The following is a 14,148-nucleotide window of genomic DNA, read 5'->3' on the forward strand; positions in this document are numbered from 1 at the left end:
ACCACCTCCGCTCAGGGGGGGATTTATCATGCCGGAATTCTGTTTCTGAATGGAGCAGGATTTTGGGTCAGGGTCAGTGGAAAAGCTTCGTGCCCAGTCGTTCTTCCAGCCGGACAATACTCTTACCGATTGCTGAGCGGGTCATTCCCAGTTGCTCGGCTGCTTCTGTAAAACTGTGTGCATCCGCCACGGCAACAAAATGGACAATGGCCCGGAGAGAATCAGTGGTGAAAGGTGCTGGCATACAGGAATTCCACTACAACACACGGCGGGTAGCCGGGAGTGATTTCCCCTGGCCAGTGCCGAAGTGACGGGTCGAAAAATCAAGAAAGCTGCGAAGCTTTGGTGTCAGCCTTCTGTCCGGGGCATACATTACATGCAAAGGTCTTGAGGGTACGCTGTACTCGGGTAATACATGTACGAGTCTGCCTGCCACAATGTGCGGCCACACCAGTTCTGTTGGTTGCATTGCAATACCAAAACCAGACAAGGCTGCGCTGATCAGCGCCTCGCCACTGTCCAGAAGCAGACGCCCGGAAACGGGCAGTGAAACATGGCCTTCCGGACCATCAAATTCCCACTGTGTCCTGAGGGTGGTATGAGTGAAGATCAAACATTCATGCTGCAATAAGTCTTCTGGTTTTTTCAGTAACAGTGTTTTTTTCAGATAATCAGGTGCTGCGCAAAGAAGCAACTGGTAAGGGGCAAGGGATTTTGCCATCAAAGCACTGTCCGCCAGCGCGCCGACACGGAAAACGGCATCGTATCCTTCGTCAATCAGGTCCACTTTACGGTTAGTTAGCGTCATTTCTACCGATATTTCAGGATGTTCTTTAAGAAATAGCGGCAGAAGAGGAGCAAGCGCATTGATGCCGAATGTCACGGGGGCATTGATTTTAAGTCTGCCACGCGGAACAACCCTCACTTCCTCGGCAAACGATTCGGCAATTTCTACCTCCGCAAGAATAATTTTTGCACGCTCATAAAAATGATGGCCCGCCTCAGTCAGGCTATGTTGCCGGGTTGTTCTACTTATTAATCGTACACCAAGATGGTGCTCAAGTGCTGCGACATGCTTACCCACAAGTTGTGCGGACAGATTCATTGCATCCGCTGCGGCTGAAAAGGAACCCAGCTCCACCGCTTTGACATAGATGGCCATGCTGGTCAATCGATCCATTGGAAACAATCCGGTTATAATGTTCAAACATTAAAGCAATTTATCATGCTATGACGCAATAATAGACTGGTTTCGTTAATCATCTAGAGGAACGAAACATGAAAATTAGCGTAATTGGTACAGGCAATATGGGGGCAGGACTTGCTGCTCTTTTTTCTGGTAAGCATGACGTGTTTATAGGGCATCGGAACCCGGCTAAAGCCGCTGAATTGGCTCACAAAATAGGTGATTCAGTTCAGGGGGGAGGGATTGCCGCTGCTATCTCCGTTGCAGACATTATTATTCTTGCCACCCCTTACCTTGCAGCAACAGACGTATTTTCAGCCGCTGGTGATCTGGAAGGCAAAGTGCTGGTCGATATTTCTAATCCGGTCAGTGCTGATTTCAGTGAACTGGTTATTGGTCATGAGACCTCAGCGGCAGAAGAAATTCAGAAACTGGTTCCGAAGGCTAACGTTGTAAAAGCGTTCAATACGCTTTTTGCTCAACTGCTCCCTGAAGAATCACGTCAGAGCAACAAATTACAGGTATTTATTGCCGGGAATAATGACCAGGCTCGTGAGCGGGTAGCTGAACTGGCCACATCTGTGAATCTGGAGCCGGTAAATGCGGGCCTTCTCAAGAACAGCCGTTACCTTGAGCCTCTTGGCACTATGAATATCCAGTTTGGCTATTTCCTGGGTCAGGGGCCGGTAGTCGCTCCTGCCTGGGTGAAAGCCTGAATATTCTGAACAATTATCCGGCTCCCCCTTGGTCGGATAATTTTATTGGAGCCCGTTCGATTACTAAACCGTTTCAGACGGGTTCATCTGCACATACAATTTATCCGGACATTGTCGTGAAAAATTTTAAAAAGTATGTTGTTAAATGGGTTTTCACTCTTCTTATGACCATTTCAACTCATGCCGTATTTGCCGCTTCTGCCGTTGATGTTATTGGTCGGGATTTTGTTTTTTCTGCTCCGCCTGAGCGGTATGCCATCCAGGCTGTCCGATTTTAAGGGCTTACAGTTAAATACCTTTACCACAAGTGATGGGGTCAAACTTCGGTACTGGGAAGCAGGGAAAGGGAAGCCTCTGGTATTTGTTCCTGGTTGGGCAGCTAACGGGGCAGAGTATATCTATGTGATGTACCTTTTAAGCCAGGACTTTCATGTTTATGTACTGGATCCCAGAAATCAGGGGCTATCTGAATCCGCATCCTACGGAAGTCGTATATCTCGTTTTGCCATGGATCTCCGGGAAATGACGCAGCATGCAGGTATTACTAAAGCCAGTTTTAGTGGATGGTCCATGGGGGCATCTGTTCTGTGGAGTTATATCGATTTATTTGGGACTTCTGACCTAGAACGAATTGCATTTGTGGATGAGCCCCCCTCTATCTACAGCCATCAAAACTGGACAGAGCAGGAACGCCTGCAAGCTGGCGGAAGTGTGACTTCACCCGAAGCAATGATCGAAGCATTCCGTGGTATTAAAACACCGAATAAGCTTGTTTCCGACCTGAATGCATTCGAACGGGTTCAGTTAATGGACTCTCCATGGTTTGCGAGTTCTGAGAATTTTTCCCGTCAAGTAACTCGTAACAAACCGCAGGATCTCGAACGGGTACTCTTTGATCATCTGACCAATGACTGGCGGGATGTTATTGAACACAAAATAGATATTCCAACGGCAATCTTTACCGGTGAATACAGTCCATATATTGAAAGCCAGCGCTGGATGCAATCGGTTATTCCAGACTCCAGATTATTTATTTTTACCCGAGCAGAACAAGGTGATCACTTTTTGATGTTCAAAAACCCGCTCAAATTTACGTCTGAACTTAAATCGTTTCTGAACGAGAAAGTGAATGGAAATTTGAACACAACTGAGAGTGATAATAAACTCAGTAAATAAAGGGAATTATTGTTGTTGCAACTACCCATGAGGAATTGGATTAGTGCGAGTGCCCCCTATTAAGTTGTCAAGCATGTTTATGGCGGAGTAGGGGGAGATAAAAGAACCATAACTCATCACAGACAATTGCCGCCTAAGACATGCGATTTCGGTTGCCTGCTGCTCACGCTCAAAGGTGGAGCCCTGCTGACGTTATTAACTGCACCAGGCGTAGTTTATAATCGTGCAGGCTGAGCTCCCTGGCGGCTTTGGCCACGCCGATACACTCAGCCTGCGCCTGCTGGTGAAACTCCGGGGTATATGGATTACGGGATGTCTTCTTCATAGATTTTGCTTGCATCATGGTTCATCTTCTTAACGATTTACTCGCTTAACAGCGTGTCCGCTATGTCGTGGGTAGGATCATGCCTCCGCCGAACCGCACCGTCTCATAAGCCCGGACGTCTGCAACGAACAGAATCATTACCAAAAACTTAGCCTTACTTACTCATCAGTATCTATTCTTTTGGTATCCACTACTACCAATTCAACATCGTTCTCTTCGATCAGCTTGAGGATGTTTTTTGGTGGTGTTTTATCCGTGATGATATGGTCGATATCCGACCAGCTGCAGGATTGATACATCAGTTGTAGATTAAATTTGGCGAAGGTTGCAATACAAATCACTTTTTTTGACTGTTTAGCCATGGCGACTTTTTGCAGTGCATCAAGTTCTGTATCTGTGGTGATGCCACTTTCCGATAATGCACTGACGCCAATAAATGCTTTATCCGCATAATAACGCTTAATTTGCTCTAAGACAGTATTACCTAATATTGCGTGAGAATAGTCATCAAAATTACCACCCAGTACTGAAATACTAATCCCTTTATTTCCAATGATCTCGCTCAACACTTCAATGGAGTTGGTAATGACACTAACCGATGATGGAAGCTGGCGGGCGAGGGCGGCAGATGTCGTACCGGCATCAATAAACAGGATCTCTTTTTCATTAATGGATTTCGCCGCCCAGGCAGAAAGGAATATTTTTTCAGCACTGTATTGTGCACGCTGAACATAAGGCAATTCGACACGCTTTTCTGCCAGAATAGCTCCACCGCGAATACGCAATATATGCGGAAGTTGTGTCAGTTTGACTAAATCCCGGCGTGCAGAATCCGATGAAATATTATACTGCTGACAGATGTAATCGAGAGTCACTTTACCCTGATTTTTTATTAATTCCTCTAACTCGATCAAGCGTTCTTCTTGCGTCATTACGTTTACCAATCTTCTGAGTAAGGATAACCAGGCCATGTTAGCTGAAAACGTGGCTAGCGTACACGGCTTCATGACCGACCGGGTACGTTCCCACGGAAGGAGGAATTACTCCTTATTGTTAAATTTTAATCACTTATAAACACTTACTTATTTGTCTGTATAAATGAATTTATATTCTTTTATTGTATAAAAACAACCCTAACACTTAAAATTAAGTGATTTTAATCACATAAACATAATGATTTGTAAGTGATTTGATTGTTTTTGAGATTCGGGTCACGGAATCCTGTGACCAGTACTGAGAGCATGCACCCGTCAAATGAAAAGAACACTTTTTGGCAGATTTCATTCCAGGAACGAAATGACCAGGTGAACGATAGCCACCAGTCCATGGTACGTGACCGAATGAAATGCCGGGCCAGAGTTACACACTATTTTTATAAAGAGGGCTGAAAATGAACAAAATTTTTCTCTGCTGCGCTGCCGGTATGTCAACCAGCATTGTGGTGAATAAAATGAAACAGGCTGCCAGTGCCAACGGTATTGAGGCTGAAATTATTGCTGTGGCGATGGAAGAGTTTGAATCGACCATCTCGCATTTTGATTGCTGTCTAATGGGGCCGCAAATCAAATATAAATTCGAAGAGTTTAAGGCGATTGCTCAACGTGAAGGAAAGCCGATAGCCATCATCAACAATATGGATTACGGCATGCTCAAAGGTGAGAAAATCCTTAATGATGCTCTGAAGATGATTCAGGATTCTCAAACTAACCCAGTGCAATAATTTTACAGGGTAATATCATGTCGAACGCATTTTTTAATTTTATCGAAAATAAAATTACGCCCGTTGCCGCCGTTGCCGGAACACAGCGTCATATTATGGCGGTTCGCGACGGTTTTATTGGCGCGATGCCTTTTATGATCGTGGGTTCTTTTTTACTTATTTTTGCGTTTCCGCCTTTTGCACCGGATACCACCTTCTTTATTGGCAAACTTTGGTTATCCGTTTCCCTGCAGTATTTCAACGAAATCATGACCCCCTTTCATATGACGATGGGGATTATGGCTTGCTATATCAGTGCAGGGATAGCTTACAACCTGGCACAAACGTACAAGCTGGATGCGTTCTCTTGCGCCATGCTGTCGCTGATGACCTTCCTCCTGATCACTTCTCCCTACAAAGAGGGTTCGCTGCCGGCGGCCTTCCTCGGCGGATCGGGGATTTTTACCGCGATTCTGGTGGGGATTTTCTGTGTTGAGTTGGTCCGCATTCTGAAGCTATACAACATTGGTATCAAGCTGCCAGAACAAGTGCCGGATAAAATTCGCCACTCATTCAACCTTTTGATCCCGGCGATTGTCATTATCTGCACCATCTACCCGTTGAACGTGGTGTTACAACACCAGTTCGGCATGCTGTTACCTGAAATAATCATGACCGGCTTTACCCCGCTGATTTCTGCGGCGGACTCTCTGCCAGCGGTGCTGATTGCTGTCTTACTCTGCCAGGTTTTGTGGTTCTCTGGCATCAACGGCGGGGCGATTGTCGGCGGCATCCTGCAACCATTCTACTTAATTAATCTTGGACTTAACCAGACGGCGCTCGCCAACGGGTTGCCCATCCCACATATCTTTGCGGAGGCGTTTTGGGCCTTCTTTATCAACCTCGGTGGTTCGGGTGCCACGCTGGCGCTGGTTATCCTCTACATGCGCAGTAAAGCGGTACACCTCCGGGCCATCGGCAAGCTGTCGGTGGTACCGGTCTGCTTCAACATCAACGAACCGGTCATCTTTGGTAGCCCGGTGGTGATGAATCCGGTGCTATTTATTCCTTTCATCATCGCCCCGGTGGTGAACGCAATCATTGCCTGGTTTGCCACCACCAGTGGTCTGATTGCCAAAGTCATCTCTCTGGTTCCCTGGACCACGCCCGCACCGGTTGGCGCTGCGTGGGGTGCAGGCTGGGTCATGAACAATACGTTGCTGGTTATCGCGCTGATTGTTATCGACATCTTCATCTACCTGCCTTTCTTCAAAATTTATGAAAAGCAGCTTCTTGAGCAAGAACGTGAGCAGGAAATGGCCACGGCATAAGCCGTCCATTCCGCCTTCTTTTATTGAGTGGAGACAAACATGGATATGGAATCAACGGTCATGGAGTTGATTATAAACGCCGGGGAATCGCGCAGCTATGCGATGGAAGCCCTGCGTGCCGCCAAACGCGGTGAGTGGGAGCTGGTTGATGCAAAACTTGCTGCTTCCACTGAGGCGTCGAAACGTGCCCACGATGTCCAGACCATGCTGATCGGCCTGGACGAAGGCTGCGGCAAAGTGCAGGTCAATCTGGTGCTGGTGCACGCGCAGGACCACATCATGACCTCAATGCTGGCCCGTGAACTGATTGCAGAAATTATTGACGTACAGCGCCAGTTACAGCGCTAACCTTCTTTTTCAGGAGTAAAAAATGACATTTCCACGTGATTTTTTGTGGGGCGGTGCGGTTGCGGCCAATCAATGTGAAGGTGCCTGGAATATTGATGGCAAAGGCCCGAGTATTCAGGATGTCACTCCGCAAGGGGTAATGGGGCCGATGACGGAGCAGCCGACGGACAATAACCTAAAGCTTGCAGGGATCGATTTTTATCATCGTTATAAAGAGGACATTAAACTCTTTGCGGAAATGGGTTTTAAGGTTTTTCGCACCTCGATTGCCTGGTCACGGATCTTTCCCTACGGCGATGAACAAACGCCAAATGAAGCTGGCCTAGCTTTTTATGATGCGCTTTTCGATGAGTGCCATAAATACGGCATTGAGCCGTTAGTCACTCTTTCGCATTACGAAACACCACTGCATCTGACCAAAGAATATAACGGATGGGCCAACCGAGCGATGATCGGTTTTTATACCCGCTACGTCACCACGGTATTTACACGTTATCAGCACAAGGTGAAATACTGGCTGACCTTCAATGAAATTAACTCCGTGCTGCATCATCCCCTGATGAGCGGCGGTATTTTCACGCCTAAGAATGCACTGAGCCAACAGGATCTCTATCAGGCAGTGCACCACGAATTGGTAGCTAGCGCACTGGCTACGAAGATTGGCCGGGAAATCATGCCACAGGCGAAATTTGGCTGCATGGTATTAAGCCTGCCCATTTACCCGCTGACGCCAAACCCGGATGACGTCATCGCCTGCATGCATGCCGATCACCGGAATGATTTCTTTGCGGATGTGCACGTTCGCGGAAATTACCCTGGCTATATGCAGCGTTATTTCCGCGAGCAAAACATTGATCTGCAGATGGAAGAAGATGATGTGCAGATCCTGACGCATACCGTCGATTTCCTCTCATTCAGTTATTACTTCAGTACCTGCGAAACTGTGCAAACTAACGTGGATGGAGCTACCGGAAATTTGATGGGTGGGGTGAAAAATCCGCATTTAGCCGCCAGTGAGTGGGGCTGGCAAATTGACCCACAAGGGTTGCGCTACATCTTAAACAAATACTATGACCGCTATCAGCTCCCACTGTTTATTGTGGAGAACGGTCTGGGCGCGAAAGATGTATTAATTAACGAGGGCGCGGGCGAACCCACGGTCAATGACGATTACCGCATCCAGTATTTGCGTGAACATCTGGAACAGGTGCATGAAGCCATTAAGGACGGTGTGCCGGTAATGGGATATACCACCTGGGGGTGTATCGATCTGGTCAGCGCGTCCACCGCACAACTTTCTAAACGCTACGGGTTTATTTACGTCGATCGCAATGACGATGGTAAAGGTTCACTGGCTCGCTACAAGAAAAAATCGTTTTATTGGTATCAGAAAGTTATCCATTCCAACGGCGCAGAGCTGTAAGTATTCAGGTGTGATTTAAAACAATGCCACCTGCATTGCGGCGGGTGGCACGACGAGGTGGAACATGAAATTAGGCATTCTTGGCACCGGCATGATCGTTAAAGATTTGCTTTCGACGATTCATAAACTGCCTTTTAGCGGTCTGGCGATTTTAGGCACGCCACAAACGGAAGAGGAAACGCGCGAGCTGGCAGCCCGTTACCACATTGATGATACTTATTTTGATTATCAGGCCATGCTGGACAGCGATGTCGACACAATTTACGTGGCATTACCAAACCATTTGCATTTCCCGTTTGCCAGCCAGGCGCTGCAAAAAGGTAAGCACGTTATTATTGAAAAACCGATTACCACCAGCGTGGAAGAACTGAACACGCTAAAGAATCTGGCAGCAGGACAAAACGTTATCATGCTGGAAGCGATGAATATTCATTACCTTCCGGCCTATTTATCGCTTCAGTCGCAGCTGTCCCGTATTGGAAAAATCAAGCTGGTGACTCTGAACTACAGCCAATACTCATCGCGTTATGATGACTTTATGGCGGGCATTGTGCACCCGGCTTTTGATGTCAAAAAAGGCGGTGGGGCGCTAATGGACATTAATGTCTACAACCTCCATTTTGTCGCCGGATTGTTTGGTGAGCCGCAAGCGGTTAATTACTTCGCCAATATGCATAACAATATTGATACCAGCGGGATGATGGTACTCGATTATGGTGATTTCAAATGCGTCTGTATTGGCGCTAAAGATTGTAAAGCGCCGACCACCTCGTTGATTCAGGGAGATAAGGGAAACATGCAAATCACGCTGCCGGTCAACCAGATGACAGGTTTTGAGATGGCGCTGAATAACGGTGACAGCGCGCAATTTGCGTTTGACCGTCGTGAGCATCGCTTGCTTTATGAATTCCTCGCCTTTATTCGCATTATCGACACCCTGGATTATGAGACTGCTGCACGCCAGCTTGACGTAAGCACCCTGGCGGCTCAGATGATTGAAACGGGTAAAAAACAGCTGATTGTGGAGTGAAACAGTGACAACGAAATTAATTCTTGGTTTTATCGGCAATGGCAAAAGTGCTAATCGCTATCACTTGCCGTTTATTCTGTCTCGCGCAGATAAAATAACCACCAAAACCATTTATTCCGCCACGGCAAATCGGGATGGTTGGGATAAATTACCTAACATCACCTATACCAATAATCTGGATGTGCTATTGGGTGACCCGGAAATACAGGTAGTGGTGGTTAGCACCCCGGCCGCCTTGCATTATGAGTTTGCGCTGAAGGTTTTACAGGCCGGAAAACACTGCGTGGTAGAAAAACCCTTTACCCATACACGTGAAGAGGCCGAAACCTTATATAACCTGGCTAAAGAAAAAGGATTAATGGTGCAGTGTTATCAGAATCGCCGTTTCGACAGCGATTTTTTGACCACCCAGAAGGTGATTGAATCGGGCAAGCTCGGTGATTTACTCGAAGTGGAGATGCACTATGACTATTACCGCCCTTACATCCCGGAGTCGGTCAACGAATTCAGTGCCATTAACTCCTACCTGTATGGGCATGGTTGCCACACCCTCGACCAGGTGATTTCATACTTTGGTGCGCCGGACCATGTTAACTACGACGTGCGCCAGCTGTTAGGCGAAGGGCGTATGAACGATTACTTCGATGTGGATATGTTCTACGGTGCATTAAAAGTCTCGGTAAAATCGAGCTATTTCCGCATCAAAGAGCGTCCGAGTTTTGTGGCTTACGGCAAGAAAGGGATGTTTATCAAACACAGTAAGGATAAGCAGGAACATCACCTCAAGCTCTTTTATATGCCTGATAACGCCGATTTTGGTCAGGACACCCCGGAAGATTATGGTGTGCTGACCTGGATGGATGACGCAGGTATATATCACGAAGAAAAAGTTGTCACTGAACAAGGTGATTATGCCCGCTATTATGATGCCCTCTATGAGACAATTATTAACGGCAAAGAAAAACTGGTGAAAGATGATGAAACCCTGCTGCAAATTAATTTACTGCAAGCGGGTATCACTGGCCTGAAGTAAAACGCATCGTACCATAGGGTTGTATTGTTAATATAAAACAATGCAACCCTATTTTTATAATAAGACCGACCGTCATGGGTGATGTCACCTGTGCACCTCATCACGCCTGTTGTTAAAGGATAACTTAATAAAATTTAATTATAGGATTGATATGAACATTAATATACCCGTACTCTGCTCCGTGACATTAAGTGCCTGCTATTTATTGGTGGCGAATACGCTGTATGCAGCACCGCTAACCCTGGAAGAGCGTGTTGCACTTCTCGAAAATAATCTCTCCTCCAATATGAAGGAATTAGATGCCACCAAAGCGCAGCTTAAAAAATATGAATCGCTAATGCCACCGTTGGAAGTTATTTCTGCCAACCCGGCGACGCCAGAAAAAGTCGATTCTGCTTCGTCGATGACTCTGGCCGATATTAGTAAATATGTGAAAGACGATATCGGCTTTAATTATTCCGGCTATTTCCGCTCGGGATATGCGGTGGGAAACCGGGGCTCGGCAAAATCCTACGCCATTGGTTCTCTGGGGCGTTTTGGCCAGGAAAACAGTTCCTGGTATGATCTTGAATTTTCGCAGCGGGTTTACCGCGATGGCAATAAAATGGCGAAAGCGGTTGTGATGCTCGACGGCAACGTCGACGGACAATACAGCGCGGGCTGGTTTGACAGCACCTCTGACAACCTGCTGCAATTTTCCGATATCTATCTGACCACGCGGGGCTTTTTGCCTTTTGCCCCGGAGGCCGATTTCTGGGTGGGAAAACATACGTTGCCAAAGTTTGAGATCCAGATGCTCGACTTCAAATACCACAAATCGGACTCAGCGGCCGGGATTGGGCTGGAAAACTGGCAACTGGGGCCAGGCAAGGTCAACGTGGCGCTGGTGCGTGAAGACCTTGATGCCCATGCGGTCGACAGCAGCGTCAGCCAGACTCAACAAATCAACACCAACACGCTAGATGCCCGCTACACAGCAATACCCCTATGGGATAGAGCCACGTTGGATCTGTTTGGTCGCTACTCTGCTGCTAACAAAACCGACCTGAATAAGCACAATGAAAACAACGGCACGTATTACAGTGTGAAAGATGCCTGGCATGCCGGGGCGCGGTTGACGCAAAACTGGCAGAACGGCGGGTTTACCTATGTGACCGCCCAGATGGCAAACAACTCGATCGCCAGCGGCATGGGTCTGGTGACCGACTCCAGCGCGCTGTATGGCTATAACGGGCAGTATTACGGAGAACACACTAACGGTACGGCCTGGCGCTTCCTCTCCGAAGGGGAAAACTACCTGTTGCCAAACGTGATCATGGCCCATGCCCTGGTGTATGCCGCTGGCAATGATATCTATGATTATTACACCGGTGCCCACACCGACTTCAACTCCGTCCGTGCGGTGGTGCGTCCGGCGTATATCTGGGACACCTTTAATCAGACGGGGGTTGAACTGGGCTGGTTCGATCAGCGCAATAAAGCGGGTGGCGAGACGTACCATGAGTCGGGCCTGAAGACGACGTTGTTCCACACCTTCAAAGTGGGCACAAGCATGCTGACCTCGCGTCCGGAGATCCGTTTCTTCGCCACTTACCTGAAAACATTCGATAACGAGATAACCCAGTTCACCTTTAACGACGATAAGAAAGATCAGTTTACCGTCGGGGCACAGGCAGAAGTGTGGTGGTAAATCGCAATTGGCACCACACTACCTACTATTCTTGATCTTAAATTACGGATTGGTTATTAGACTACCCATGCAGGAATCCTGTCTCATTCTGGATCTGGATTCCTGCATGCCAATATATGTAGATTAAAAAATTATGGCCCACCGATAAATAAGGGCAGTTTGGGATTGCACTTTATCAAGACTGGGTGGTCGGGAGCGATGGAGCCGCAGGTGATTACACAGGATTTATCACATCGCTTTGGTGAACTGGCATTATCCTACACATCCGCGCTCACTTGCTCGTCGGTATGAGCCATGTCACCAGGATTGGGCAAGAATTGGTAGCGGTGCGCGAGTACGGCATATAGAAACAGTTTGAACTCGGCGAACCAGGCTACCTACAGACCCAGCGGATGCCAGGTGAGGCTGATGCTTAAATGCCACTTCAAACAACGCCCGGGGTGTCGTGGGGTGAGGATTCATGGTGTAACTCCTGTTCGGTGACCCTGGCCGTTGGGCTGGTCGGGTGTTTCGGGTACAAAAGAAAGGGAAGTCAGTTCGCCGGATTTTGGTCTGGTCAGACGTTTTGTGGCGTTTTCGCCTGAGCGCTTTCGGTATTCAACTGACGATGTGGTGCGCAACGGGGCTGTTATTTGGGGCATTTGCGTAAAGGACGCTGCGCAGGCCGGGGCATCGTTACCTGGCGGAAGGATGCTGTTGGCATGACCTCAGTGATACAGTTGATTTGCCAGGGGGAAACCCTGTCAAACAGAAACTCGCGGTTCCCGTTTGACAATCCCCTTACCGAAACTTCCCTGAACCAGGTCCGTCAGTTAAAGGAATGCTTTGGGTCATTCAGCAAAATCTGGACCGCTCCTGAGCTGGTATCATAGCAGACTGCTCAGGGGCTGGGCCTGCGCAGCGAAACCGTTGCGGAACTTGCTGAACCTGGATATGGCACATGGCCAGGGACCCCGATTAAAAAGGTTGTTGAGCAGGATGAGGGGGCATTTCACTGCTTGTTATCGGGGGATGCCCCGCCGGGAGGAGAAAGTATGGCGCAAGTGATGGTGCGCACGGGAGCATGGCTGTCGCTCAGAGCAGCCGGCCGGGGGTGCCAGTGCGCAATTGTTTCCTCTGGGGTTATTCGAGCGATGGTTATTCAATTGCTCGACGCGCCCGTTAGCGCCTTTCAACGGATTGATATCCTCCCGTTAAGCATGACAGTGTTACGGAGTCTCACGGGTTTATGCTTTAAGGATTACGTCCACCATTGGCGGAATGTATCCGTAATCATATTCATTGACCACAAAGGTACGATCACCCTTAATCTTGATTTTGACCGTAGGCGCTTCTGTACCGCCGATACGGTAATCCATACCGGTTGTGGTTTTGTCTACTGGTACACTATCAATGAATGAAGTCACTAATCCATTGGGCATGACGTAGTGCGAGTAGGTCTGAAAGGGCTGGAATGGCGGATTCCCAAGGATTAACGCCGATCCATTTAGCGGAATATAAGGTCCAAAAATCTCGTCGCTGACAAAGCCATACACCCCATCCGGTCCTGTTAAACCATCACCATAAGTAAATTTATGGCTGATAGTGAACAGATAATATTTGCCGTCCTGGAAGACGAAATGAGGGCGCTCCGTCTGGTCATTTACACCAACGGCGGTCACAAGCGGCGGGAGCAATGTCCAGCTATCGCCATTGTCGTCATCAGCTTCTGCAATACCTACGCAGCCTGTCTGATAACGTGAGTTCCCTACATTTTCATAACCTGGAGGGACTTCACCGGTTTCTGCGGGGCCTACAATATGAGTACCTCGCGCACCAGCAACATTCCCTTCAAACAACATATATAATTTGCCGCTTTTTGCATCGCGGAATGGGAACGGGTCGCGGAAGCCCCAGTATGGATTTTGTGCTTCGGTTTGATAAAGATTACCGTCAGCCTCAAATAACGCTTTCACATCCGTAAAATCTGTAAGACTGACTCCTTTATTGGTGGTGATAATGCGGCCACGTACTTTTACAATGGTCGCCCCCGGGGTGACTGCGGTGTAATACAGATCAATATCACCTTGATTGCTTCATAAAATAGGTGAACCTGCCGCATTCGCGGGTCGTAGTGTAAGTATCCCAGCTTTAGTTCCACGCACTTTTTGAGACTTCCGGGTTTTCGGCCATCAGCCGGTACTCTTCTGGC

General features: G+C 47.9%; 13 protein-coding genes and 2 pseudogenes. 10 read left to right on the plus strand and 5 right to left on the minus strand.

Translation table 11 applies throughout. The features are described from left to right. Positions 1 to 79: 79 nt before the first annotated feature. Positions 80 to 244: pseudogene (locus DXU84_RS24440) on the minus strand (LysR family transcriptional regulator); the annotation flags it as partial. Positions 245 to 256: 12 nt separating this feature from the next. Further along, the gene (locus DXU84_RS24445) at positions 257 to 1,180 is read right to left on the minus strand and encodes a LysR family transcriptional regulator (RefSeq protein WP_121018979.1); all 924 of its coding nucleotides are present in this window, start codon (positions 1,178 to 1,180) and stop codon (positions 257 to 259) included. A gap of 98 nt (positions 1,181 to 1,278) precedes the next feature. On the opposite strand from DXU84_RS24445, the gene DXU84_RS24450 reads away from it, so the two are divergent. Both DXU84_RS24450 and DXU84_RS24455 read left to right on the plus strand, forming a co-directional pair. Next, entirely contained in the window at positions 1,279 to 1,902 is a 624-nt protein-coding gene (locus DXU84_RS24450; RefSeq protein WP_153376816.1) for an NADPH-dependent F420 reductase, read from the plus strand. A gap of 180 nt (positions 1,903 to 2,082) precedes the next feature. Next, complete coding sequence (locus tag DXU84_RS24455) at positions 2,083 to 3,078, plus strand: alpha/beta fold hydrolase (protein WP_153376817.1); 996 nt, start codon at positions 2,083 to 2,085, stop codon at positions 3,076 to 3,078. Positions 3,079 to 3,247: 169 nt separating this feature from the next. Here the strand turns inward: DXU84_RS24455 and DXU84_RS24460 are convergent, their stop codons facing one another. Next, positions 3,248 to 3,421 (minus strand): hypothetical protein, encoded by a 174-nt coding sequence (locus DXU84_RS24460; RefSeq protein WP_153376818.1) that lies wholly within the window; start codon positions 3,419 to 3,421, stop codon positions 3,248 to 3,250. Positions 3,422 to 3,561: 140 nt separating this feature from the next. Next, positions 3,562 to 4,335, minus strand: a complete 774-nt coding sequence (locus DXU84_RS24465; protein ID WP_153376819.1) for a DeoR/GlpR family DNA-binding transcription regulator — start codon at positions 4,333 to 4,335, stop codon at positions 3,562 to 3,564. Positions 4,336 to 4,793: 458 nt separating this feature from the next. Between DXU84_RS24465 and DXU84_RS24470 the strand changes: the two genes are divergently transcribed. The 8 genes and pseudogenes from DXU84_RS24470 to DXU84_RS25275 all read left to right on the plus strand — a co-directional run. After that, the gene (locus tag DXU84_RS24470) at positions 4,794 to 5,123 is read left to right on the plus strand and encodes a PTS sugar transporter subunit IIB (protein WP_121018982.1); all 330 of its coding nucleotides are present in this window, start codon (positions 4,794 to 4,796) and stop codon (positions 5,121 to 5,123) included. A gap of 17 nt (positions 5,124 to 5,140) precedes the next feature. Then, on the plus strand, positions 5,141 to 6,433 hold the full coding sequence (locus DXU84_RS24475) for a PTS sugar transporter subunit IIC (RefSeq protein WP_153376820.1): 1,293 nt from the start codon (positions 5,141 to 5,143) through the stop codon (positions 6,431 to 6,433). 39 nt (positions 6,434 to 6,472) lie between these two features. Further along, on the plus strand, positions 6,473 to 6,781 hold the full coding sequence (locus tag DXU84_RS24480; RefSeq protein ID WP_039493228.1) for a PTS lactose/cellobiose transporter subunit IIA: 309 nt from the start codon (positions 6,473 to 6,475) through the stop codon (positions 6,779 to 6,781). A 22-nt stretch (positions 6,782 to 6,803) separates the two neighbouring features. Then, positions 6,804 to 8,204, plus strand: a complete 1,401-nt coding sequence (locus DXU84_RS24485) for a glycoside hydrolase family 1 protein (RefSeq protein WP_153376821.1) — start codon at positions 6,804 to 6,806, stop codon at positions 8,202 to 8,204. Positions 8,205 to 8,268: 64 nt separating this feature from the next. After that, on the plus strand, positions 8,269 to 9,234 hold the full coding sequence (locus tag DXU84_RS24490; protein ID WP_037035670.1) for a Gfo/Idh/MocA family protein: 966 nt from the start codon (positions 8,269 to 8,271) through the stop codon (positions 9,232 to 9,234). Between the two features lie 4 nt (positions 9,235 to 9,238). Beyond that, entirely contained in the window at positions 9,239 to 10,267 is a 1,029-nt protein-coding gene (locus DXU84_RS24495) for a Gfo/Idh/MocA family oxidoreductase (protein ID WP_039493235.1), read from the plus strand. Between the two features lie 151 nt (positions 10,268 to 10,418). Next, the gene (locus tag DXU84_RS24500) at positions 10,419 to 11,957 is read left to right on the plus strand and encodes a carbohydrate porin (protein ID WP_153376823.1); all 1,539 of its coding nucleotides are present in this window, start codon (positions 10,419 to 10,421) and stop codon (positions 11,955 to 11,957) included. A gap of 887 nt (positions 11,958 to 12,844) precedes the next feature. Then, positions 12,845 to 13,159, plus strand: a pseudogene (locus DXU84_RS25275) (histidine phosphatase family protein); the annotation flags it as partial. 24 nt (positions 13,160 to 13,183) lie between these two features. Here DXU84_RS25275 and DXU84_RS24510 read toward each other — a convergent pair. After that, positions 13,184 to 14,017, minus strand: a complete 834-nt coding sequence (locus tag DXU84_RS24510) for a glycoside hydrolase family 68 protein (protein WP_370461829.1) — start codon at positions 14,015 to 14,017, stop codon at positions 13,184 to 13,186. Positions 14,018 to 14,148 lie beyond the last annotated feature (131 nt).

Origin of the sequence: Rahnella sp. RcJ3, from assembly GCF_009498575.1 — a bacterium.
Taxonomy (GTDB): Bacteria; Pseudomonadota; Gammaproteobacteria; order Enterobacterales; family Enterobacteriaceae; genus Rahnella; species Rahnella aceris.

What these genes read in the sequence shown, in the direction of transcription:
- DXU84_RS24445 (WP_121018979.1), bottom strand. Translation starts at nt 1,180, where the DNA reads ATGGATCGATTGACCAGCATGGCCATCTATGTCAAAGCGGTGGAGCTG.
- DXU84_RS24450 (WP_153376816.1), top strand. Translation starts at nt 1,279, where the DNA reads ATGAAAATTAGCGTAATTGGTACAGGCAATATGGGGGCAGGACTTGCT.
- DXU84_RS24455 (WP_153376817.1), top strand. Translation starts at nt 2,083, where the DNA reads ATGCCGTATTTGCCGCTTCTGCCGTTGATGTTATTGGTCGGGATTTTG.
- DXU84_RS24460 (WP_153376818.1), bottom strand. Translation starts at nt 3,421, where the DNA reads ATGATGCAAGCAAAATCTATGAAGAAGACATCCCGTAATCCATATACC.
- DXU84_RS24465 (WP_153376819.1), bottom strand. Translation starts at nt 4,335, where the DNA reads ATGACGCAAGAAGAACGCTTGATCGAGTTAGAGGAATTAATAAAAAAT.
- DXU84_RS24470 (WP_121018982.1), top strand. Translation starts at nt 4,794, where the DNA reads ATGAACAAAATTTTTCTCTGCTGCGCTGCCGGTATGTCAACCAGCATT.
- DXU84_RS24475 (WP_153376820.1), top strand. Translation starts at nt 5,141, where the DNA reads ATGTCGAACGCATTTTTTAATTTTATCGAAAATAAAATTACGCCCGTT.
- DXU84_RS24480 (WP_039493228.1), top strand. Translation starts at nt 6,473, where the DNA reads ATGGATATGGAATCAACGGTCATGGAGTTGATTATAAACGCCGGGGAA.
- DXU84_RS24485 (WP_153376821.1), top strand. Translation starts at nt 6,804, where the DNA reads ATGACATTTCCACGTGATTTTTTGTGGGGCGGTGCGGTTGCGGCCAAT.
- DXU84_RS24490 (WP_037035670.1), top strand. Translation starts at nt 8,269, where the DNA reads ATGAAATTAGGCATTCTTGGCACCGGCATGATCGTTAAAGATTTGCTT.
- DXU84_RS24500 (WP_153376823.1), top strand. Translation starts at nt 10,419, where the DNA reads ATGAACATTAATATACCCGTACTCTGCTCCGTGACATTAAGTGCCTGC.